The sequence below is a fragment of the Ralstonia sp. 1138 genome (genome assembly GCF_040544795.1).
Lineage (GTDB): Bacteria > Pseudomonadota > Gammaproteobacteria > Burkholderiales > Burkholderiaceae > Ralstonia > Ralstonia flatus.
This window is the reverse complement of the sequence record NZ_JBEPKQ010000006.1, coordinates 77,334-98,608: the sequence shown is the minus strand read 5'-3', so window position 1 is coordinate 98,608 and position 21,275 is coordinate 77,334. Positions and strand designations below refer to the sequence as shown.

At 62.1% G+C, this 21,275-nt stretch carries 23 protein-coding genes and 1 tRNA gene; 12 read left to right on the top strand and 12 right to left on the bottom strand.

The genetic code is table 11. The features are described from left to right. Position 1: 1 nt before the first annotated feature. Both ABIC76_RS22840 and ABIC76_RS22835 read right to left on the bottom strand, forming a co-directional pair. Entirely contained in the window at positions 2 to 1,207 is a 1,206-nt protein-coding gene (locus tag ABIC76_RS22840) for an amino acid aminotransferase (protein ID WP_354535344.1), read from the bottom strand. Between the two features lie 31 nt (positions 1,208 to 1,238). Next, the gene (locus tag ABIC76_RS22835; protein ID WP_354535343.1) at positions 1,239 to 2,165 is read right to left on the bottom strand and encodes an EamA family transporter; all 927 of its coding nucleotides are present in this window, start codon (positions 2,163 to 2,165) and stop codon (positions 1,239 to 1,241) included. 118 nt (positions 2,166 to 2,283) lie between these two features. Here ABIC76_RS22835 and ABIC76_RS22830 point away from each other — a divergent pair, with 118 nt between their 5' ends. The 4 genes from ABIC76_RS22830 to ABIC76_RS22815 all read left to right on the top strand — a co-directional run bounded on the left by ABIC76_RS22830 (position 2,284) and on the right by ABIC76_RS22815 (position 5,554). Further along, the gene (locus tag ABIC76_RS22830; RefSeq protein WP_343549252.1) at positions 2,284 to 2,790 is read left to right on the top strand and encodes an Lrp/AsnC family transcriptional regulator; all 507 of its coding nucleotides are present in this window, start codon (positions 2,284 to 2,286) and stop codon (positions 2,788 to 2,790) included. A 74-nt stretch (positions 2,791 to 2,864) separates the two neighbouring features. After that, positions 2,865 to 2,938 (top strand) — tRNA-Gly (locus ABIC76_RS22825). Positions 2,939 to 3,024: 86 nt separating this feature from the next. After that, on the top strand, positions 3,025 to 4,962 hold the full coding sequence (locus ABIC76_RS22820) for a tyrosine-type recombinase/integrase (protein ID WP_354535342.1): 1,938 nt from the start codon (positions 3,025 to 3,027) through the stop codon (positions 4,960 to 4,962). Between the two features lie 211 nt (positions 4,963 to 5,173). Further along, positions 5,174 to 5,554, top strand: a complete 381-nt coding sequence (locus ABIC76_RS22815; protein WP_354535341.1) for a hypothetical protein — start codon at positions 5,174 to 5,176, stop codon at positions 5,552 to 5,554. Positions 5,555 to 5,662: 108 nt separating this feature from the next. On the opposite strand, the gene ABIC76_RS22810 is transcribed toward ABIC76_RS22815, so the two are convergent. From ABIC76_RS22810 to ABIC76_RS22800, 3 genes are all read right to left on the bottom strand, one after another. Continuing rightward, positions 5,663 to 6,568 (bottom strand): hypothetical protein, encoded by a 906-nt coding sequence (locus tag ABIC76_RS22810; RefSeq protein ID WP_354535340.1) that lies wholly within the window; start codon positions 6,566 to 6,568, stop codon positions 5,663 to 5,665. A gap of 64 nt (positions 6,569 to 6,632) precedes the next feature. Continuing rightward, positions 6,633 to 7,001, bottom strand: a complete 369-nt coding sequence (locus ABIC76_RS22805) for a hypothetical protein (protein WP_354535339.1) — start codon at positions 6,999 to 7,001, stop codon at positions 6,633 to 6,635. Beyond that, on the bottom strand, positions 6,998 to 7,471 hold the full coding sequence (locus ABIC76_RS22800; RefSeq protein ID WP_354535338.1) for a hypothetical protein: 474 nt from the start codon (positions 7,469 to 7,471) through the stop codon (positions 6,998 to 7,000). The genes ABIC76_RS22805 and ABIC76_RS22800 overlap by 4 nt, the downstream gene beginning before the upstream one ends. Positions 7,472 to 7,631: 160 nt before the next feature. On the opposite strand from ABIC76_RS22800, the gene ABIC76_RS22795 reads away from it, so the two are divergent. The 4 genes from ABIC76_RS22795 to trmB all read left to right on the top strand — a co-directional run bounded on the left by ABIC76_RS22795 (position 7,632) and on the right by trmB (position 11,483). Then, positions 7,632 to 8,306: a recombinase family protein gene (locus ABIC76_RS22795; RefSeq protein WP_354535337.1), complete on the top strand. Its 675-nt coding sequence runs from the start codon at positions 7,632 to 7,634 to the stop codon at positions 8,304 to 8,306. A 321-nt stretch (positions 8,307 to 8,627) separates the two neighbouring features. Continuing rightward, positions 8,628 to 9,698 (top strand): DUF262 domain-containing protein, encoded by a 1,071-nt coding sequence (locus ABIC76_RS22790; RefSeq protein WP_354535336.1) that lies wholly within the window; start codon positions 8,628 to 8,630, stop codon positions 9,696 to 9,698. 8 nt (positions 9,699 to 9,706) lie between these two features. Next, entirely contained in the window at positions 9,707 to 10,378 is a 672-nt protein-coding gene (locus tag ABIC76_RS22785) for an MAE_28990/MAE_18760 family HEPN-like nuclease (protein WP_354535335.1), read from the top strand. A 331-nt stretch (positions 10,379 to 10,709) separates the two neighbouring features. Further along, the gene (gene trmB / locus ABIC76_RS22780; protein WP_354535334.1) at positions 10,710 to 11,483 is read left to right on the top strand and encodes a tRNA (guanosine(46)-N7)-methyltransferase TrmB; all 774 of its coding nucleotides are present in this window, start codon (positions 10,710 to 10,712) and stop codon (positions 11,481 to 11,483) included. Positions 11,484 to 11,508: 25 nt separating this feature from the next. Here trmB and ABIC76_RS22775 read toward each other — a convergent pair whose 3' ends face one another. The 4 genes from ABIC76_RS22775 to ABIC76_RS22760 all read right to left on the bottom strand — a co-directional run bounded on the left by ABIC76_RS22775 (position 11,509) and on the right by ABIC76_RS22760 (position 14,532). Beyond that, a complete protein-coding gene (locus ABIC76_RS22775; RefSeq protein WP_354535333.1) occupies positions 11,509 to 12,621 on the bottom strand; it encodes an NADH:flavin oxidoreductase/NADH oxidase in 1,113 nt (370 codons plus the stop codon). Between the two features lie 119 nt (positions 12,622 to 12,740). Continuing rightward, positions 12,741 to 13,622 (bottom strand): undecaprenyl-diphosphate phosphatase, encoded by an 882-nt coding sequence (locus ABIC76_RS22770; RefSeq protein ID WP_354535332.1) that lies wholly within the window; start codon positions 13,620 to 13,622, stop codon positions 12,741 to 12,743. Positions 13,623 to 13,674: 52 nt separating this feature from the next. Continuing rightward, positions 13,675 to 14,268 (bottom strand): DUF1439 domain-containing protein, encoded by a 594-nt coding sequence (locus tag ABIC76_RS22765; RefSeq protein ID WP_354535331.1) that lies wholly within the window; start codon positions 14,266 to 14,268, stop codon positions 13,675 to 13,677. A gap of 6 nt (positions 14,269 to 14,274) precedes the next feature. Next, positions 14,275 to 14,532, bottom strand: coding sequence for a YkgJ family cysteine cluster protein (locus ABIC76_RS22760; protein WP_354535427.1), 258 nt, complete (start codon positions 14,530 to 14,532; stop codon positions 14,275 to 14,277). A 181-nt stretch (positions 14,533 to 14,713) separates the two neighbouring features. Here ABIC76_RS22760 and ABIC76_RS22755 point away from each other — a divergent pair, with 181 nt between their 5' ends. The 4 genes from ABIC76_RS22755 to ABIC76_RS22740 all read left to right on the top strand — a co-directional run bounded on the left by ABIC76_RS22755 (position 14,714) and on the right by ABIC76_RS22740 (position 18,141). Beyond that, positions 14,714 to 15,457 carry a TetR/AcrR family transcriptional regulator gene (locus ABIC76_RS22755; protein WP_354535330.1) on the top strand — a complete coding sequence of 248 codons (744 nt, stop codon included), beginning with the start codon at positions 14,714 to 14,716 and terminating at the stop codon, positions 15,455 to 15,457. A gap of 95 nt (positions 15,458 to 15,552) precedes the next feature. Next, positions 15,553 to 16,203: a protein-L-isoaspartate O-methyltransferase family protein gene (locus ABIC76_RS22750; protein ID WP_027677993.1), complete on the top strand. Its 651-nt coding sequence runs from the start codon at positions 15,553 to 15,555 to the stop codon at positions 16,201 to 16,203. Positions 16,204 to 16,226: 23 nt separating this feature from the next. Then, the gene (locus ABIC76_RS22745) at positions 16,227 to 16,559 is read left to right on the top strand and encodes a rhodanese-like domain-containing protein (protein WP_027677994.1); all 333 of its coding nucleotides are present in this window, start codon (positions 16,227 to 16,229) and stop codon (positions 16,557 to 16,559) included. A gap of 145 nt (positions 16,560 to 16,704) precedes the next feature. Next, entirely contained in the window at positions 16,705 to 18,141 is a 1,437-nt protein-coding gene (locus ABIC76_RS22740; protein ID WP_147216997.1) for a TolC family outer membrane protein, read from the top strand. Here ABIC76_RS22740 and ABIC76_RS22735 read toward each other — a convergent pair whose 3' ends face one another. The 3 genes from ABIC76_RS22735 to waaC all read right to left on the bottom strand — a co-directional run bounded on the left by ABIC76_RS22735 (position 18,142) and on the right by waaC (position 21,238). After that, positions 18,142 to 18,822, bottom strand: coding sequence for an META domain-containing protein (locus ABIC76_RS22735; RefSeq protein WP_354535329.1), 681 nt, complete (start codon positions 18,820 to 18,822; stop codon positions 18,142 to 18,144). It lies immediately after the preceding gene. 101 nt (positions 18,823 to 18,923) lie between these two features. After that, positions 18,924 to 20,240 (bottom strand): lipid IV(A) 3-deoxy-D-manno-octulosonic acid transferase, encoded by a 1,317-nt coding sequence (gene waaA / locus ABIC76_RS22730; protein ID WP_354535328.1) that lies wholly within the window; start codon positions 20,238 to 20,240, stop codon positions 18,924 to 18,926. Further along, entirely contained in the window at positions 20,240 to 21,238 is a 999-nt protein-coding gene (waaC, locus tag ABIC76_RS22725; RefSeq protein ID WP_354535327.1) for a lipopolysaccharide heptosyltransferase I, read from the bottom strand. The genes waaA and waaC overlap by 1 nt, the downstream gene beginning before the upstream one ends. Positions 21,239 to 21,275: the final 37 nt, after the last annotated feature.

Genomic DNA, 21,275 nt, shown 5'->3' with positions numbered 1-21,275 from the left:
TTCAGGCCAACGCACAAGCCATGTCCGAAGCCACGGCGACGAGCGCGCCGGCCACCCGGTCAATCTGCGCCGGTGCCAGCCCGGCAATATTGATCCGACCGCCCTGGGTGCCATAGATGGCGTGGTCTGTGCGCAAGCGCTCCATGGCATCCGCATCCAACGGAAGCATGGAAAACATGCCCTTGTGCCGCGACAGGTTCTGGAGCGCAACGGGGGCGCCCAGACCCGCCAGTGCGTCATCAAGGCGCCGTCGGTTGCCAACGATACGCTGACGCATGTGCTCCAGCTCGTCACGCCAGCAGGCCGCCAATGCGGCATCGCCAAGGATGGCCGCCACGATGGCAGCGCCGTGGTCGGGCGGCATCGAATAGTTGCTGCGCGTGATGCGCTCCAGCACGCCGCCAACCGGCTGCAGGGCTGCCGCGTTCTTGCCGATCACCAAGGCGGCGCCGGTGCGTTCGCAGTACAGGCCCATGCTTTTCGAGCAGCTTGCCGCGACGAGCACCGTGTCGAGCGCATCGGCCACCAACCGCAGGCCCGCGGTGTCCTGCACCAGACCATCGGCCAGGCCCAGATACGCCATGTCGACGAGCGGGATCAGACCCTGCTTCGCGCAGCGCTCCGCCACGCTTTGCCAGACCTCGATATCCATGTCGATGCCGGTCGGGTTGTGGCAGCAACCATGCAGCAGCACAACGTCGCCCGCACGCGCGGCCCACAGGTCTGCGAACATGGCATCCGCATCAAGCACCCCGCCCTCGGCACGCCAGCGGTAGCGGTCTACCGCAAGCCCCGCCGCGCGCATGATGGGCACGTGGTTGACGTAGCCGGGGTCGGACACCCAGACGCGAGCGCCGGGTGAAGCCACGGCGATGAAGTCGGCGAGCAACCGGAGCGCGCCCGTCCCGCCCACGGTCTGCATGGTGTGCTGGCGCGCCAGGCGCCCCGCGTCGTTGCCAAGCAGCAGCGTCGCCAGCGCGGCATTGAACTCGGTATTGCCGGCCAAACCGCGGTAGGCCTTGGAGGCACCGGCAGCGGCCAGGCGCTCCTCCGCAGCCTTCACCGCAGACATGACCGGCGTCTGCCCGGCGTCATCGCGGTAGACACCCACGACAAGATCGACCTTGTCGGGCCGAAGGTCCGCACGGAAAGCAGCGGTCAGGCCCCACAGCGGGTCCGGGGCAACGGTGGCGAGGGTCGCGAGCATGATGTGGTCTCCGGAAGAGCGATGCGATGGTCTACGCGCGGTTTGCGAGGATCACGCCAGCGGTGATCACGGCAATGCCGCAGGCAACGGTCAAGGTCAGCGATTCACCGAGCAACGGCACCGCCCCGAGGCAAGCAAGCGCGGGTGCCAGCGAGCCGATGGCGGAACAGCGCGGCGTATCCAGATGACGAATCGCCAGCGCGTAGGACAAGCTGGAAATCACGCCAACCCCCAAGCCCTGTGCCAGCAGGAAAGGCATGGCGTTGGCCACGGTGAAATGCCCGACATGGCTGTCGACCAGGCCTAGGCCTACCAGCAGCGCCGTCAGCAAGAAGGACGGCACGCTCAGCAGCAATGCGCAGCCGATGGCATCGAGCCCCGCCCGGCGCAGCCCCAGCGTGTAGCTGCCCCAGAGCAGACTCGCCAGCAACAGCAATCCGGCGCCGGCCACAAACGCGCCATGCGACACGTGCGATTGCGAGACCAAAAGGAGCAGCACGCCAGCGAGGATGATCGCGATGGCGCGCCCGCGTGCCGCCGCGATGCGCTGGCGGTCCACCACATACGCGATCAGCGCCACCGACAGCGGCGTCGTACCCGCGATCAACGCAGCCACGTGGGCGGCCGATGTCACCTTGCCGCCGGCCGAAGCCATGAAGAAGAACGGCACACCGCCGCCCACCAACACCATCAGCGCGCTGAGCGGCTTCACCCGCCGCAGCATCGGCCAGCGGGAGGGCAGGAACGGCAACAGCAACAAGGTCGGCAGGCCGAATCGGATGAGCGCCACGTCGGCAGGCGCCAGCGGCGACGCGCCAATTGCCCGGATCGACAGTGCGAACCCGGCCCAGATCAGCACCGTCAGCACCATCGCCGCATACCCGATCAACGGGTTGGCCTGGAAGGCATTTCGCCCCGCCTGCGCGCCTACGCCCACCGTCAATGTCGAACCACGCATGCCGCCACCCTCGATTTCAGAATGGAGACAGAATGCCCCAGCACGAAAAGTAGTATCTTGCGATTTCCACTAAGGCTGTGCGCTACTTTGGCAGAAGCTGCTACTTCCGAAAAATCACATGGATAAGAAAGACAGGCAGATCATTGCCGCCCTTCAGAAAGAAGGCCGTTTGACCAACCAGGAGCTGTCGGAGCGGGTGAACCTGTCGCCCTCACCGTGCCTGCGCCGGCTGCGGCTGCTGGAAGAGGCGGGCATCATCCGCGGCTACACGGCCATCGTCGATGAAGAGGCCTACGGGCTACCGGTGACGGCATTCGTGCATATTCGTCTGCAGCAGCACTCGCGGGAGGTGGTCTCGACGTTCGAGAACCGCATCCGCGCCATCGACGCGATCCTCGATTGCTATGTGCTGACGGGCGAGGCGGATTACCTGCTGCGCGTGCTGGTGGAAAGCCTGCAGGACTACGAGCAGTTCGTGCGCGGGCAATTGCACGCCATCCCGGGCATCGCCGCCATCGACACGAGCTTTGCGTATGGCGTGGTCAAACGGTCGACGGTGTTTCCTGCGTGGGATGAGAACAAAAGGAGTTCGGTGCGCAAACGCAGGCCGGAAAGCGCACGCTAGCGCGCTTTCCTCACGAACATCCGCGCCCGGCCGCTTGCCGAATCTCTGCTACCGCGCATAAAATGTCCGGCTACGCGGGCGTCGTATAATGGTAATACCCTAGCTTCCCAAGCTAGAGCCGTGGGTTCGATTCCCATCGCCCGCTCCAAAATTCCCCTAAGCGTCTGATTCCGCGAGGAACTTGGGCGCAACCGGAGCAGCGGCACGCAAGACTACTACGGAAGCGTAGTCCGTATGGCCGCCAAACCCGGGTATCTCTACCGCCGTCCGAGCGGTATCTATGCCGTCCGCATCTGTATCCCCGCCCGCCACCGTGCCTCTGTTGGCCGGGGCGAGGTTCACATATCGACCGGCCTGCGCGAACTCGCGTCCGCTAAAATCCTCGCCTTTCAAACTCTGGCGGACTGGAAAGCCCGCTTGATGAGGCTGGACCGCATGGACGTGTTGCAACTAGAAGCGGGTAGCCCCCTGCTGGGAGGGGACGGTTTCCTTCCGCTGGACGTGGCCGCGAACGCGATCGGCCTGACTGCGCCAGCGCTGGCGGGTGAGGTCGCCAACCTGGGGGATGACCTGCATGTGTTCGCGGATGGGTGGACATGCTGGGTCGTGCCCGACATCCGCGAGGTAGAGCGTGACCATGACGGCACGATCATGCTGGACGATGCTTTAGAGCGCGGCCACGAGCACCGACTATCCCAGCACCTCATCTGGCCCGACACTCACGCCGTAGCCGCCCAGCTTGCAGCGACCGGCAGCACAGGCGAATGCCGGTTCTACCTGGACAGCCTGCGCCGTAAAGCCGCGTTCCTGCCCTTGCCTGGGGTGGATGTGCCCGCTTCACAGATCAAGATTCACAAGAGCGCGGCAGACCGCGTTAGGGGCACGCTACGGGCACGCCTGACCCCTGAGACGATTCAGGCAGCACGGGAAGCCGCCAGCAGGGCGCAGCAGACTCAGACAGCCCCACAGGGTCTCAGATACGCAGCAATGAAGGCTGGCGCACTGGTGGCCGCCTTCATGTCGGCCAAGACCGAAGCGGGTGCCTGGAAGCACGACCATCGCCAGAAGATGGAGACGGAGCTAAACGCCTTTGTCGAGCTGATGGAAGACCCGCCACTGGCCGACCTGGACCGGCCTGCAATCGACCGCTACCGTAGTTGCCTGCTGCGCCTGCCCGCCAACATCTACCAGACACGGCGGAAGCTTGGCGCGGACCTCTCCCTATCCGCGCTTGCCGAGCAGGCCGCCGCGCGGGGCATGCCAACGATGACGGCAACCACAGCAGATGGCTATATACGCCGACTGTCCGAGTTGTTTAATTGGGCAGTCAAGTCGGACTACATGCCGAAGAACCCCGCCCAGGCGACAGCCCCGAAGCGGAAGACAACGCGCGATCAGGATGAGCGCGAAGCGTTCTCAGGTGATGACCTCGCACGCATCTTTGGCGCAGTCTGGTATAGGACAGGACAAGGCGAGCGCGCCAAGAACGGCACGTTCCGAACATTTCGCCCACACTACTATTGGCTGCCTCTACTGGGCCTCTATACCGGCGCACGCATCAACGAGTTATCGCAACTCTACCTTGCCGATGTTCAGCAGACCCCAGGCGGCACGTGCTTCCTGGACATTAACCTGAACGGAGCCGACAAGCTCTCGGCTGACGACGAAACAGCAACGGGCGACAAATCCCTCAAGACGGTCAACTCCGAGCGGAGCTTGCCGCTACATAGCGCATTGCTGGCATTGGGATTCGTAGACTATTGCCAAGCCCTGCGAGATGCGGGACACGTGCGCCTGTTCCCCGAGCTGCGTTATGACAGAGTGAAGGGCTATGGTAAGGCCGCAACCAATTGGTTCAATGAGCGATATCTTGGTCGGGCACTCAAGATGGAGCGTAACGGGAAGAAGGTCTTCCACTCGTTCCGACACACGTTCATCACTGCCCTGTTCGACTTGGGCATACCGGACGCAACCGTTAGCCAGCTTTCCGGCCACGCGCAGGACGGCGGCATGGCTGCCGTCCGCTACCGAAAGGACCAGAACGCCGACAAGCTCAAACCCTACATCGAGCGCCTTAGCTTCTCTCTGCCCTCGATTGCGCCGTTCGACGTTACCGCAGGAATGGAAGCGCTCGCGGACGGCCTGAGCGCAAAGCAACTCAGCAAATGCTGAACCAATCCGAACCGATATCCGCTCTATAAGGTTTCGTGTCGGGAACCCATAGTTGAAAACTGGACTGCATACCGGGTCGATGCGGTTTTCTAGGACTTCACCCCTTCCCGCTCCTACCGTTTGGGAGGGTATGCCGATTCGATGTCGCTCGTTACAGTTGTTTTGCTGCCGCTGACGTTGCAAGACCTGCTACTTTCGATGGGGATTAGCCTTGAAGAACAAAGCCGCACTTGCTATCGCGCTATTGATGGCGTTCGTTACACAAGCTGCTAACGCAAAGCAGCTCACGAAGAAAGAGTTGTCGTCCAGATTTGAGATGAATTCTTTCGCCGCCGGTAGCATGAAGAGTTGCATGAATTTCACGCTTGCCGCTCGACTCAAATCGGCAACCCTTGAACTCCTCAGCGCTCATGGAGCTAGAAATCTGTCTGAGCTCGATTACCGATTCGAGCAAGGATCGGATACAACTTCTGCTCGGATCAATCAGACCTTCGGGCGCGGTGGATTGCAAGATAAGTGCGACTTAGACGAGCGCGCTGCGAGAGCAGCGCTTGAATCGACATTCGACGATATTCGGAGCGCCCGCCGCTAACTGCCCGCGCAGCATGCCGCTCCCGTGCGTTAGGTTGAACTTGTGCGCGTCGAGACCAGTTACGGGTGGGTTCCATACGCGCACACGAAGCTACCTAACCGCAGAAATTCACCGTCGCCAACGCCTCGTCAGCTGCCGGAAGGCGTCCCGTGCTTTTTCGTTCAGCTTGCTATCAGCCTTCGTGGCTTTGCCGTATAGACGGTCGCCACTGTAACCGCTGTAGTCCTTCGCCAAACGCCAGCGTCGTCTACGCTCACCAACCTGCACTGAAGTTTGCCCCAGCGTCCAGTGCAAGAGCGGACCGAGGTCCGGCGCCATTTTGCGGAAACTGGTGGATTCCCGAAAATCTCGGGCGAAGTCCGCTACCGCCCACTCCTCTAGTGTTTGGTATGGCAGCGCCGCCCCCCGCAGGGTTATCTCAATTCGCGCACGATGCTCCGCGTCTGGCAGCGCCACCCCTCCGCGATCCGTGGTCTTGAAATAGATGTGCTGATACCGATTGTCGGACCTGTTCCCGATGCCGATTTGCCAACCCTCCATCAGACGACGAGTCAGGGCCGGAAACCGGATGGGGATCGAGCCCCTTACGCCTTCTTTTCCCGTTCTATAGATGCGCCGGTTGTCGCTTACCATCATCGTGCAGAATTTATAGAATCGCGCCGCTTGCTCCGCCAACTCCTCTCTTGTTGCTCCTCTACTAAAGGCATCGAACGCGACTTCGATTGCGGTAACGCTTGGCGAGCGCGTGAATGGATGTTGCTCCGCCAACCCGTTCAGAGCGGATGCAACTTCTTGCCACTTCGCGGGGTCGTGCATCCTGAAGCGAAACGTTGTTGCCGCTCCCCCCGCCCCCGCGTCCATCGGTTCGACGAACGGATTCTCGTCGCCGGAAAGGCCCAGCACCCTTCGCAGCGTCCTTTGAACCGTGTGGAAGTTCGTTGTTGATCCAGCTTGGAATTCAAGCTCAATCCAATCCACCGCTGCTTTGAAGTGGAGGCGACTATAGTCCATCATCAATTGACACGTTCGCCGCCAGACGCATGCCGCCTGCTGGTGGCCTGTTTTCGGCGGCAGGTTGCTAGACAGTGCAAATGGCCGATCGCATACGGGCGACCGGTGCACCGTCCTTATCAAATCTGTTCCCCCTCCAGCTTCTGTGTCGGTCAATTGCCAGCGTGACAGTCTTGATCGGCGCCCTGCCGGCGCCAGGGATCGCTGCCAGCACCTTAGAAATGAATTCCTTCACGTCCGCGACGGCATAGACCGGACGATAAGATTTACCGTCATGACGCTGGGCACAAGGCAACAGCGTATGACCGCCAATGTTCTGCTGGCCACGAATGTTGTCCGTCAAGAAGTCTCGCCAACTACGCAGCGGCCCGAGTTTCACCCGCAGCAGAAGCGCGGCTTCAGAGACAGAAAGGGTCGGTGTAAGAACAGTCGTCATCGCGCAATCCTTTCACCTGCTTGGACAGCGTCGGCAAGTTCCTTCGCGATGGCCTTTGCTTCATCCAGGGCAAGCCGGTAGACCATGAGCGGGTCATCGGTAACGAGTTGAACAAAGGGAGTGCCGCTGGCCTGGTCCACCTGAAGCGTGATGCCAGCAACTGTCAGCCTGCGCCCCGTGGTGCTGCCGCCCTTCTCGCCAATGCCGAATGCTTGCAGCACTTCCGCCGCACGCCCGGTCATCTTGATGCTGCCGAGTTTGCGCCCCTTCTCCCACTCAGCGAATTTTGCAAGTTCGTCACGGCGATAGAAGACACCCCCGCCCATCCGGTCGAAGGGGATGCGATAGGTCGCGCGGCGTGCTTGGTTTCGGTTGTTCTGAAGCCAGAGCGCCCATTGCTCCGGGGTCTTGTCCGGCATCAGTTCGTTGAGAACGTCCGCAGCGACGCTGTTGCTCAAGAGTTCTTCCATGAGGCTGCATGTGCTGTATGTCATGGGAGGGACTTTATCACCATGTCAATCACCAATCAATCACTATTTGATTATTTATTGACCAAATGAAGGGACTCAGGTTAAGCTGACCACACATTAAACGAACGTCTTGCAACGTAGTCAGGCAGGAAAGCGAGTCATGGCAAACGGAAAATTCGTCGCCTACTACCGGGTGAGCACCGCAGCGCAGGGGCAAAGCGGCTTGGGCCTTGAAGCCCAGCAGACCGCCGTCACCATGTATCTCAACGGGGGCGCCTGGGAATTGATGGGAGAGTTCCGGGAGGTGGAGACCGGGAAGGGGTCGAATGCACTTGCGAAGCGCCCTCAGTTGCGCGCCGCGCTGGATGCCTGCCGTAAGCAAGGCGCTACTCTCATTATCGCAAAGCTGGATCGCCTCGCCCGGAACGTGCACTTCGTTTCCGGCCTGATGGAGAGCAAGGTGCGGTTCGTAGCGTGCGATATGCCGGAGGCAAACGAGCTGACCATCCACATCATGGCGGCATTCGCGGAGCATGAGGCTAAGCGCATCAGCCAGCGCACCAAAGATGCGTTGGCCGTCACTAAGGCTCGCGGCACGATATTGGGCAAAGCTGGCGCAGCAAACTTGCGTCCGAACCTCAAGGAGCGTCAGGACGCGGCTCTGGCCTTCGCGGAGAGGCTGCGCCCCCTATTCGATGCGATGCGCGCCCGTGGACTCTCGCACCGCTCAATAGTGGAGGAGCTGAACAGCATTGGCGTGCCAGCGCCAATGGGAGGGGTATGGCGGTTATCTCAGGTGCAACGGGTCTTAGGGCGACTGTCTGCACACGAGTAAGCTCACTTGCAGCAGCCCCCCCCAACGAGACTACTCAGGAGCCACTCTTGTAGTCTTTAGAGCAAACAGCGAATGTCAGACAATACCGCGCTCGAAAGGCCGCACCCTCACCCAAATTTCCGCAAGTCATTTTCGTGCGGCCCTGAGTCCATATGTGGCACCATTTCGGACGGACCTAGCAAAAGGGGCCATTTCGGCTCTTTGCTGGACACGCCGTGTAAATCAACGCACACTGCCCGATCGGCGTGATGGACTGTTTGCAAGGGGCGAGCACCCCAGCGCCACCACCCGCACACATAACTTGATAAAGAGAGAATAGTCTTGGACATTATCGAGGTCATCGACCAGAAGATTGGAGAAGTGAGAACAGAAAGCCTCGACATGTCCGTAGGCGAAATCATCTCCCTCCAAGAAAGTTCAGAACTCCTAATTCAGCCAGATTTCCAGAGATTGTTTCGCTGGAGCGACGAACAAAGGTCTCGGCTGATAGAATCGCTGCTACTTGAGTTGCCAATACCTTCGATTTTCGTCATCGAAAGAGAATCCGGAGTCTTTGAACTAATAGATGGACTCCAGAGAGTCAGCTCGGTAACTCAATTCATAAGCCCTGAAGCTCTAAAATTAGATAAACTAGTATTGGATGGCTGCGATCTTGTCCCAGAGCTAAACGGCCTGACATACGAAGAGCTCCCCCTCACTCTCCGCCTCCGACTGAAGCGAACTGGCATTCGAACTGTCATCATCAAGCGCCAAAGTAGTCAGTTCCTGCGCTATGAAATGTTCAAACGCCTCAATACAGGCGGAGCAAAACTTTCCGAACAAGACATTCGGAACGTTAACGCGCGCATGCTCGGCGAAAAAGGTGCGGAATTCTACGAATTTCTCACAAAATGCGCCAACCACCCAAGTTACGCGGCCAGTATTGAATTACTGCCAAACTCAAATGTCGACACACGCGGAGACGAGGAACTCGTTCTTCGATTTTTCGCGGCGAAGAACTATCGCAAGCAATTTAAGGGGAGCATTAGCGACTGGCTGGATAGCTATATGGAAAGCATTCTGCTGATGGCCAATGCTTTTGACTATGATTCAGAATGGCAAAGCTTTACCGAGCTATTTGACACATTGAATGAAAAATTTGGTCTACATGCGTTCGTAAAATATCGAAATGGGGCACCCATCGGGGCCGTGGCACCGGCCTATTTTGAGGCGGTAAGCCTGGGGTGTTTGACTTCACTGGACGGGCTTCGCAGCAAATCAGCCGACGATGCACGAACCATTCTTGCCAAGACGGTTGAATCCGACGCATTCCGAGCCGTTACTGGCCCCGGCGCAAATTCCTTACCCAAATTGGAGAAGCGAATCGAAATCGTTGCACAAGCATTTGCCTAGATAGGAAAATGACAGCTCTAGCGAATTTCTTCACAAACCAACTCTCTTCCGATCTTAAGTGGAGAGAGGAAGAGTTGGCGATCTTGCGAAAGCAATTGATTCAATCGTCGGCAGGGAGTGCTCAGGAGAAAACGCTGCTACGTGCCAATCTTGCAATGATCTATGCTCACTATGAGGGGTTTTGCAAGTTTGCGCTGGAGATTTATATTGACGCCTTAGAGAAGCTTCGCCTAAAGCGATGCGAACTGAAATGGCCGATCGCAGCGCACTCCCTCGCCCCCTTATATAAAGAATTATCCAGCGAGTCAAACCAAACCACTTTCTTTACAAAAATTTTTAATGAACTTGAGAGCTTCCTCAACGACGAGGCGACATACGATCGCCCTTCACATATCGCAAATCTCTGGCCTGATCTACTAAGTGAATGGCTGTCAAAATTCAATCTTGATACAGCCAATATACTTGCGGACAAGCCCCTGCTTGAATCCCTGGTTGCCAATAGAAACCAGATTGCGCATGGAAAGAGACTGACCATAAAAAGCCGAGCGGATCTGGATCAGTATGCTCACGCTGCAATGATGGCGATGCACGAAGTCGCAATTGGAATTGCCGATGCGCTGGAGAAAAAGACCTATCGTAGACACGCCGAAGTTAGAACAATCTTTAACCACGCAACGTAGGCATTCCTCGCATCCCCAAAGCGCGGATGTCACTGCCGCCACTCCGCAAGATATGCCCCTCAAAGCGCACAACGAGAGGCGGCTCGCTGAAGGATGCCTAGATTAGGGGCAGATAGCTCTGTTGTGCTATCCTCTGCTACTCCAATGCGGTAGCCCGATTCTGGCTACCGTTAGCTAGAGTTGCTTTGTAAACAAGAACTTGTGCGCCGTGATGTGGGTCCGTTCGATTCCCATCGCCCGCTCCACCGAACAGTCTGAAGCCGCCCTCGGCGGCTTTTTTGTTGCCTGCGCGCCCGTCGCTCCATCGACGAGCAACCGGCACGGGATCTCCATGCAGCCCATCGAACAGCCGGGCACCGGCCCCGACGACATCACGCCGGAATCACAAGACACCCATGCAGCCGAAGGCGCCCAAACGGGTGCCGAAAACGGCCACCCGCGCCGCATCCGCTCGTTCGTCCGCCGCGCTGGCCGCACGTCTACCGGTCAGCAGCGCGCCATCGACGAACTCGGCCCGCGCTTCCTGCTGCCTTACGCTGCCGAGCCCTTGGATTGGGACGCCGCCTTCGGCCGCGCCGGCGCCAAGCGCATCTTCGAGATTGGCTTCGGCATGGGCGAGACCACGGCCCACATCGCGCAATTGCGTCCGGACGACGATTTCCTCGGCGTGGAAGTGCATGAGCCGGGCGTCGGTGCGCTGCTCAAGCTGATCGGCGAACGCGAGATCGGCAACATCCGCATCGTTTCGCACGATGCCGTGGAAGTGCTGGCCCACATGATTCCGGAAGGCACGCTCGATGGCATTCACGTGTTCTTCCCCGACCCGTGGCACAAGAAGCGCCACAACAAGCGGCGCCTGATCCAGAGCCCGTTCGTTGCTCGCCTGGCCGCGCACCTCAAGCCGGGCGGCTATCTGCATTGCGCGACGGACTGGGAGGAATACGCCCACCAGATGCTGGAAGTGCTGTCCGCCGAACCGACGCTGGAAAACACCGCCGACGGCTTCGCGCCGCGCCCGGACTATCGCCCCGTCACCAAGTTCGAGAAACGCGGCCTGCGCCTCGGGCACGGCGTGTGGGACGTGGTTTTCCGCAAGCGGGCCTGACCACGTCCGCGCACGCCGGCGCGCGTCAGCGTGCGCCGAAATGCGTATCGCCGAAGAGGTTCTTGGCGTGGCGCGGGAAAGCGCGCCAGTATTGCGGCGGCGCCTTGACCGTCGCGCCCAGCTCAGCGGCCGCCGCCCAGGCCCAGTGCGGGTTGTAGAGGAACGCCCGGCCGACAGCGACCAAATCCGCCCGCCCCTGCGCAACGATGGCCTCCGCCTCATGCGCCTCGTTGATGAGGCCGACGGCGATGGTCGGGATATCGGCCTCGTTGCGGATCTTCTCGGCAAACGGCACCTGGTAACCCGTCGACAGCGGAATCTGCTGCTGCGGCGACACACCGCCCGACGACGCATCGATCCAATCGCAGCCGCGCGCACGCAGCGCCTGCGCAAACACCACCGAGTCTTCCGGCGTCCAGCCGCCCTCGACCCAATCGGTGGCCGACACGCGCACGCCCACCGGGATGTTGTCCGGCACGACGGCGCGCACCGCATCAAAAATCTCCAGCGGATAGCGCATGCGGTTCTCACGCGAACCGCCATAGGCATCGGTGCGCTGATTGGCAATCGGCGACAGGAATTCGTGCAGCAGATAACCGTGTGCGGCGTGCAGTTCGATGGCCGACAGCCCCAGGCGCACAGCACGACGTGCAGTCTCGACGAACTGATCGCGCACGCGAGCGAGGTCTGCATCGGTCATTTCGCGCGGGGCGCGCTCTTCCGGACGCTGCGGCAACGCGGACGGACCCATCGTTTCCCAGCCGCCGGCATCGAGCGCCAGCAATGCGCCACCCTCCCAGGGTCGAGCGCTCGAAGCCTTGCGGCCGGCGTGCGCGATCTGCATGCCGATCGGCACCAGCGCGTTCTGCCGAATAGCAGCCAGCGTGCGCTCAAGCGCAGCCTCGGTCGCGTCGTCCCACAAACCCAGGCAGCCGTTGGTGATGCGGCCTTCCGGCGACACCGCGGTCGCCTCGATCATCAACAGCCCCGCGCCCGACAGCGACAGGCTGCCCAGATGCGTGTGATGCCACGCCGTGGCTTCGCCGTTGTCGGCCGAGTACTGGCACATCGGCGAGATGACGATGCGGTTCTCAAGCGTGAGACCGCGCAGGGAGAAAGGCTGGAAGAGAGCACTCATGATCGGGAGATTCGGCAGTCAGCGGCTGACGGAAGAAACCGCCAGTGTGTCCGAATCTGCCCGATCGTGCAGACGGTGCGAAAGCCTCGCACCGAGGAAGGGAAATGCTCGCCGGTGGCTTAGGCCTGCCAGGCGATGAGGTGCGTATAGGCCGTCACCAGGACGATGATGCCGAAGATGATCCGGTACCACGCAAAGCCGCGGAAATCATGCGTGGCAATGAACTTCAGCAGCCAGCGCACGCAGAAGAACGCCGAGATGAACGCGGCCACAAAACCCACCGCGAAGATCGACAGATCGTCCGCCGACAGCAGCGCGCGCGACTTGTACAGCTCGTACACCGTCGCGCCAAAAATCACGGGGATCGCCAGGAAGAACGAGAACTCTGTCGCCACCTTGCGCGACAGGCCGAACAGCAGGCCGCCGATGATGGTCGAGCCCGAACGCGACGTACCCGGAATCAGCGCGAAGCACTGCGCGAAGCCCACCTTGATGGCATCGGAGATGCGCAGGTCATCCAGCGTTTCAATGCGCGGCGCGCCAGCCTTGGCGGCTTCGAGCAGCGCGTTGGCGCGCGGGTCATGCGTCTCGCCGCGATGACGCTCACGCCATTCGGCCCACAGGATCATGAAGCCCCCGAGGATGAACGCCGACGCCACCACGATCGGGTTGAACAGATGGGCCTTGATCGCCTTGCCGAAGATCAGCGCAAGTGTGATTGCGGGAATCGTCGCCACGATCACGTTGATCGCAAAGCGCTGCTGACGCGGATCATTCGGCAGACCCTTGATCACGGCGATGATCTTGTGACGGAATTCCCAGCACACCGCCAGGATGGCGCCGAACTGGATCACGATCTCGAAGATCTTGCCCTTTTCGTCATTGAAGTCGAGCAGCTGGCCAGCGAGGATCAGATGGCCGGTACTGGAAATGGGAAGGAACTCGGTCAGGCCTTCGACGATGCCGAGAATCAGCGCTTTGATGGCGAGTGCGATATCCATGCAGTAAGCAAAGAGGGAAAAAGAAAACGAAGCGCTGGGCGTGCAGCAGAACTCAGGGCCGCTTGGCCTGGACGTGCACGCCTTCGGGCAAAACCGTGATTGTACCGGGCTCTACGGCAATGCCAGCCACTTTCAGCTGTTCGGGCTTGAACGTGTAGACGGCGTAGTCGTTGAGCAACTGGCCGGCAATCAGCGAACCGATCGAGCTGATTTGCGGGCCGATACCGCCGGGCACGTTCTGCAGGTCGAAGCGATCGACAGTCGGCTGATCCAGGCGAATCGAATGCGTGGGGGCGTCGTAATGCAGGCCGCTGGACACCGCCAACGGCCCCGTCAGCGGCTGGCGGAACAGCCCGCTCTGCACAACGGCATCTGCCTGGATCGCGATGCGATTCCGCGCCGGGTCGAGCGACACCTGCGGGTTCGACAGCGTCACGTCGAAGAAACCGAGAAAGCGCCGCTGGAACGGGAATTTGCGGGCCAGCGCATCCTGCATCTGGCTACGCGAAAAGGTGTAGCCGTCGCCGGTCCAGCCGGTCGGCATGCAAGCCACCAGCGTGACGGCAATGGCCACGGCAACGGCGGCCGCACCCGCCCACCAGCGGATTGGGTTGGAGCGGGCAGCAGGTTTCATGGAATCGGTCATGACAAATCAACGCGCTGCGGTAGCGATTTCAAGTCGGGTCAAAAACTGCATGGCGTGCGTGGCCGAGCCTCCGCACATCTCGGGTTCGGGCTGCAAGCTTCTGCAGACCGCCGGACGTTCCGGCTGGCCGAAGATACGACAGCCGTGGGCCTCATCCAGTTGCGCACAGCGCACGCCGGCCGGCTTGCCGTTCGGCATACCAGGAATGGGGCTGGAAATGGAAGGCGCGATGCAGCACGCGCCGCAATGAGGTCGACAGTCCATGCTGTCCGAGTCGGTGAAATCTGGGCGGAAACCGCTATTGTGCACCAGCACAATCGAGGCCCAGTCTGATTGACAATGCGGAAGCCGCTTGACCCACCCCTGCCGCATGCGTACATTAATGACCGGAAAGTAAGTTATCCGTGAGTCAGTGACCGTGGGCGCTGGCTGACACCCTACCGCCGTGACTGATCAAGATTCCGAGTCTTCCTCCAAACGCTGGACGCGCCGCAAAGAGGCGCGCCCCCAAGAACTGGTCGCCGCCGCGCTGAGCCTTTTCGTGGCGCGCGGCTATGCGGCCACGCGGCTGGAAGACGTGGCGTCCGCGGCCGGCGTGTCCAAGGGCACGGTCTACCTGTACTTCGCCAACAAGGAAGAGCTGTTCAAGGCCGTGGTGCAGGAAAACCTGGTGCCCGCGCTGGCCGAGGGCGAGGCCCTGATCGACAGTTTTGACGGCACAAGCGAAGCACTGCTGCACGAGATCCTGATGGGCTGGTGGGAACTCATCGGCGAATCGCCGGCTTCGGGTCTCACCAAGCTGCTGATGACCGAGTCGGGCAACTTTCCCGACCTGGCGCAGTACTACCACGAAGAAGTCATCGACCGCTGCGACCGGCTGTTCGCGCGCATCCTCGAACGCGGCATGGCCCGCGGCGAATTTCGCGACGTCAACATCGACCTCACCACGCTGACCATGGTCGCGCCGATGATCTTCCTGATGATGTGGAAGCATTCGTTCGGCCCGTGCTCGCACCGGGAGCTGGAACCGAAGGCGTTCATCGCCCACGTCGTGTCGCTGCTGCTGCATGGCGTGCTGCGCAATCCGGCGATGGGCGCTGTGATTCCGCCTCCACCCGCCCTCACTGCGCAGCCGTGGCGCACGCTCCCGGAGCGCGCCAACAACCCCGACGAAGGCGCGTCGTCATGACAGCGTCTGCCGAAATGTCCTCCGGACTTGCTAAAATGCCGGGTTTGTCGTCAAACCCTCATTTGCATCACTCGCTCCGCGTGGAAGGCATGCCCATGGACATCGAAAAATCCCGGTTCAACATGATCGAGCAGCAAATCCGTCCTTGGGACGTGCTCGATACCGACGTTCTCGACCTGCTCAGCGTCGTCAAGCGCGAACACTACGTGCCCGAGGCTTACCGCGCGCTGGCCTTCGTCGACATGGAAATTCCGCTGGCCGGCGGCCAGAACATGCTGGCGCCGCGCGTTGAAGCCCGCGTGCTGCAAGAGCTGGCCGTGCGCAAGCACGAAGACGTGCTGGAAGTCGGCGCTGGCTCCGGCTACATGGCCGCCCTGCTCGCCCATCGCGGCCGCCAGGTCACCACGCTCGACATCGTGCCGGAACTCGTCGCCTTCGCCCGCGACAATCTCTCGCGCAACGGCGTCACCAACGTCGACGTGGTCGAGGCCAGCGGCGCCCAAGGCTGGGGCGACGGCGTCTACGACGTCATCTGCGTGTCGGGCTCGGTGCCCGCCGTGCCGGAAGCGCTGCTCAAGCAACTCAAGGTTGGGGGCCGCCTGTCCATCTTCGTGGGCGGCGCGCCGGTCATGGAAGCACAGCTCATCACGCGCATCTCCAACACCGAATATCAGACGCGCAACCTGTTCGAGACGTATGTGACGCCGCTGGTAGGCGTTCCCGCACCGTCGGCCTTCCGCTTCTGATTCCTTTCGGCTCCCCAATCACCATGCAGCAGCTCGCTCCCACCGCCCTCGCCCAATGGCTCGCCGACGCATCGCGCGCGAAGCCCGTCCTGCTCGACGTGCGCTGGACGGAGGAGGTGGAAATTTGTGCCATTCCTGGCATCACGCACATCCCGATGGACCAGATCCCGGCACGTGCCAGCGAGCTGAATGCTGACCAAGACATCGTCTGCATCTGCCACCACGGCGGGCGCAGCGCGCAGGTTGCGCAGTTTCTGATTCAACGTGCCGGCTTTGATGCTGCGCGCGTCTACAACCTGCAAGGCGGCGTCCATGCCTGGGCTAACCAGGTGGACCCGCAGATGGCGACGTACTGATTGGGGAAGCCGCCGCCGGGCAAAGCCCTGTTCACGCTCCACAGGCACTGAACAGGGTCTGACGCGCCCGCGCTGCCTTCCGAACGCGAACGTTTCCTCCTCGCTCGGGGGCTTTATGACTGTTGCTCGCAGTAGCCGTACGCGGATGGCCGCGCGCGGTTCGCTTGTTGTGCTGTGCTGTTCGATGATGCCGATGTTCGCGTGGGCGCAGTCCCAACCGAACACGGCCGCTGCAACCGACCTCCTCTCCGCCTACCGCGCCGCGCTGGCCAACGATCCGCAATTCGCATCGGCGCGCGCGCAGTCGCTGGCGCAACGCGAAAAGCTCACGCAGGGCCGCGCCGGGTTGCTGCCGCAGATCGGCGGCGCCTGGAGTTCCACGCGCATCATCTTCGATCAAACCGCCCCGGCTGAATTCAACAAGACGTTCTCGTCGACGGGCTGGACGCTGTCGCTGTCGCAACCGCTCTTCCGCTGGGACCGCTGGGAAACCTACAAGCAAGGCGAGATTGCCGCGCAAGCCGCCGAGGCTTCGCTGGCGCAGGCGCAGCTCGACCTGATCACGCGCACGGCGCAGGCCTACTTTGACGTGCTCAACGCTCAGGACACGCTGCAGCTCGCCACCGCGCAGCGCGATGCGATCCAGCAGCAATACGAACAGGCGCGCCGCAACTTCGACGTCGGCAACGCCAACATCACCGACGCGAACGACGCGCAGGCACGCCGCGACGCAATCGACGCCAGCGTCATCGCCGCACGCAGCGACTTCGAGATCAAGCAGTCGGCGCTCAAGCAGATCATCGGCGAACCCGTTGGCACGCTGGCCGGCGTGCGCCCAGGCGTCACGATCCCGCAGCCGGAGCCCGCTTCAGCAGAACCTTGGGTGGACCAGGCGCGCAGCAGCAACCTGCAGGTGGCACTGGCGCAATACAACCTGCAAAGTGCAGAGCGCGATGTGAAGAAGGCCACCGCGGGCCACCTGCCTTCGGTCGACCTCGTGGCGCAGACCGGCCACACCAATGCCAGCGGCAACCAATACCTGCCGTCGCTGCCGGGCGGCGCACGCTTCGACAGTTCACAGATTGGCGTGCAGGTGTCGATTCCGATCTTTGCGGGCGGTGCGATCCAGTCGCGCGTGCGTGAAAACATCGCGCTGGAAACCAAGGCCGCAAACGATCTTGAGTTCGCCCGCCGTTCTGCCGAACAAGGCGCGCGGCAAGCCTATATCGGCGTCATTGCCGGACTTGCACAGGTGAAAGCGCTGGAAGCGGCCGAGCTGTCGGCGCGCACGGCGTACGACTCCAATCAGCTCGCCTACGGTGTGGGCGTCCGTATCGGCACCGATGTGCTGAATTCCCAGGCGCAGCTCTTTCAGGCACGCCGCGATCTGGCACGCGCGCGTTACGACACCATCGTCAACGGGCTGCGGCTGAAGTCCGCCGCCGGCTCGCTGACCGAGGCAGACGTGATCCAGGTGAACACGCTGCTCACGGCCAACGGCTCGAGCGATATCACCGCGTTGCCGCCGGCAAGCGCCAAACCTGAATCGGCGAAACCGGCCGGCAAATCCGCCAAACGCTGATCAGTGTGTCTGGCCGCGCGGCGGCAGAGGCCGCTCGGCAAATTGCAGCAGCGCGCCGCTGGTCGTTTTCCAGATGACCTGGCGGCCCTGCTTGCCGTTGGCCGACGGCTGCATACCGACGGTCGCCAGCGGCGACTTGAGCGCCTCCAGGAACGCGGTTTCCAACTCCATGCGCGCCGGGTCGCACGCCATGCGCGTCGACACCAGGTTGCCGAAGCGCATGCCCGAGGCGAGCTTCTCATACGGCCCCGAGAAGCGATTGCAGCCCGAATAGCCCGACACCACACCGTTGGCCGCCTCCAGGCCAGCGCTGAATTCGATGGAAATCGGCTGCGTAGCGGGATCAGCGTCGTCGCCTTCCGCGGAAGGCAATTCCTTGGGCGCGGCACCCGACTCCTGCCAACGCACCAGCACGAAGCGTGAGCGGCCTTCACCCTGCGCTTGGGCGAGCGTCGCCTGGCCCGGGTTGGGCGCGGCGTTGGCGGGCGTCTGTTTGGTTTCAGCGGCGGGCGCTGATGCGGCAGCGGGGGCGGCAGCAGCAGGCGCAGATGACGGCGTCGGGGTCATGCAGCCGGCGCCGATGATGGTGGCGGCGGTCACGGCAGCCAGCGCCGCGGCGGTCAGCACCACGCGGCGCGGCGTTTGCAGCAGGCTCGGCTTGGGTCGATTCGATTGGGACATGAACGGATCGTGAACGGTAACGGAATGCAAACTACACGAAGAGCCATTAGTCTGTCCGGCTCGCCATGAGTTCGCACGTTTCGTGCCGGACATCGACAGCGTTACAGCGTCGGCAACACCAGGGACGCCACCGCCTCCACCGTGCGGGCCGTCGCACCGCCGTGCGTGGCGGCAAAGGCCAGCGCGGCGCGCGACGCGGCTTCGCGCGAATCGGCGTCCGACAGCCACGCGTCGATCACACGTATCGCCGCAGCCGCATCCGCAACCTGCTCGCACGCGCCCGCGGCCACCGCATCGCGTGTCGCCTGCGCAAAATTGAATGTATGCGGGCCGATGACCACAGGCGTGCCGACCGCGCAGGCCTCGATCAAATTCTGCCCCCCGAGCGGGAGCAGGCTGCCGCCGATGAACGCCACTTCGCCTGCCGCGTAATACAGTGCCATCTCGCCCATCGAGTCCCCGAGCAAGACGTCGGCGTCAGCAAGTTGATCGGCCTCCGTCACGCCTGCGGCAGACACCGACAACGCGCTGCGACGCACGACACGCAAGCCTGCGCGTTCAGCCGCCTGCGCTACTTCATCAAAACGCTGCGGGTGACGCGGCACGAGAATCAGCAAGGCATGCCGGCGCCCCACATGCTGCGCGCGATGCGCCTGCCACGCGTCGAGCAGCAACGCTTCCTCGCCCTCGCGCGTGCTGGCGGCCACCCATGCCGATCGGCCACGCAGCGCATCGTGCAGCACACGTCCGGCCATGATTTGGTCCACATGCGGCGTAATGTCGAACTTCAGGTTGCCGGTCACGCGCACGCGCGGCACGCCGAGCGAGCGGTAGCGATCGGCATCGTCAGGCGTCTGGGCCAGCACGGCAGCAAGCTGCGCGTACGTCTGGCGCGCGGCGTCGCCGAGGCGAGCGGTGCGCCGGTGACTGCGCGCAGACAGGCGCCCGTTGACGAGCACCATCGGCACACCGGCCGCATAGGCGCGCTCGATCAGCACCGGCCAGATCTCGGTCTCCATCAGCAGCCCAAGGCGCGGTTGGAAATGGCGCAGAAACCGATCCACTGCGCTCGGCAAATCGTACGGAAGATACGCCTGGATAACGCGCCCGCTGCGTTGCGCCGCGAATTCGGCCCCTGTGCGGCGACCCGTCGGCGTCATGTGGGTCAGCAGGACAGCGTGGTGCGGAAAGCGCGCAAGCAGGGCATCGATGAGCGGCTGTGCGGCGCGTGTCTCGCCAACGGACACCGCATGCACCCACAGCAACGGACGATCCGGATTCGGGCGCGGCGGGTAGAAACCCAGCCGCTCGCCGACGTGCTGGCGATAACCGGGCTCCTTGCGACCGCGCCACCACAGGCGCAGCAATGCGAACGGCAGCGCGATGCGCCACAACCAGCGATACAGGAGGCGCAGCATCAGAGCACACCCAGCGCACGCAGCGCATCGAGCGCCTGCGCGCTGGTGGGATGGGCGTCGGCGCTGCCGATGTCGTGCACGTTAGCCGTCCAATAACCACCGGTACGCCACGACGTGGTGAAGTTGTAAAGCGCGACGGTCGGCTTGCACAGTGCAGCGGCAATGTGCACGAGGCCGGTGTCCACGCCCACCACTGCCGTCGCTTGATCGAGAAACGCCGTCACATCGGGCAGCGACATGCGCGGCGGAATTACGACGCGTCCGACCGTACCCGGCACCGCCGCGACGATGGCTTCGCGGATGGATTCACTCGTGCGTCGCTCGGTCTCGCTGCCCCACGGCAAGACGATGGCGTAGCCGCGTGCAAGCAGCGCGCGTGCAACATCCACCCACGCCTCGAGCGGCCAACCTTTGTCGGCGCGCGAAGTCGCATGCACCAGTGCCACGTACGGACGTGGCAGATTGAACGGCAAGTCGGCGGGCGGCTGCAAACCGAAGTCGATGGTATCGGGCAGCGCGTAACCGAGCGCCTCCGCCACCATGCGGCGCGAGCGCTCGACCACATGGATGTGCGGTTCCATTTCGACCTTGCGTTGGTAGAACAGCTTCGCAAGCGGCTCATAGCCGGCGCCTTCCGTCCGATTGCCGAAGCCCGCCACGAAACCACCCGGCGCCAGCTTGGCCTGCGCAGCCACGAGCGCCGTTTTGATCAGGCCTTGCGTGTCGAGCACCGCGTCGTACGACTTGGATCGCAACGCGCGACGGAACGCCGCCACCTCGCCCAAGGTCCTGCCGGAGCCGAGTGACTTGCGCCACCGCCGCAGCGCAAACGGAATCACGCCCTGCACACCACGCACGATGCGGACGATGCCGGCGAAGCCCTCCTCGACCACCCAGTCGATCTCAGCATCCGGATACGCACGCAGGATATCGGCCACCACCGGCGTGCAATGCACCACATCGCCAAGCGACGATACCTTGACGATCAGCACACGCATGCCGTCATCCTTTCCCCCAACTTCATGAGTGCGGACC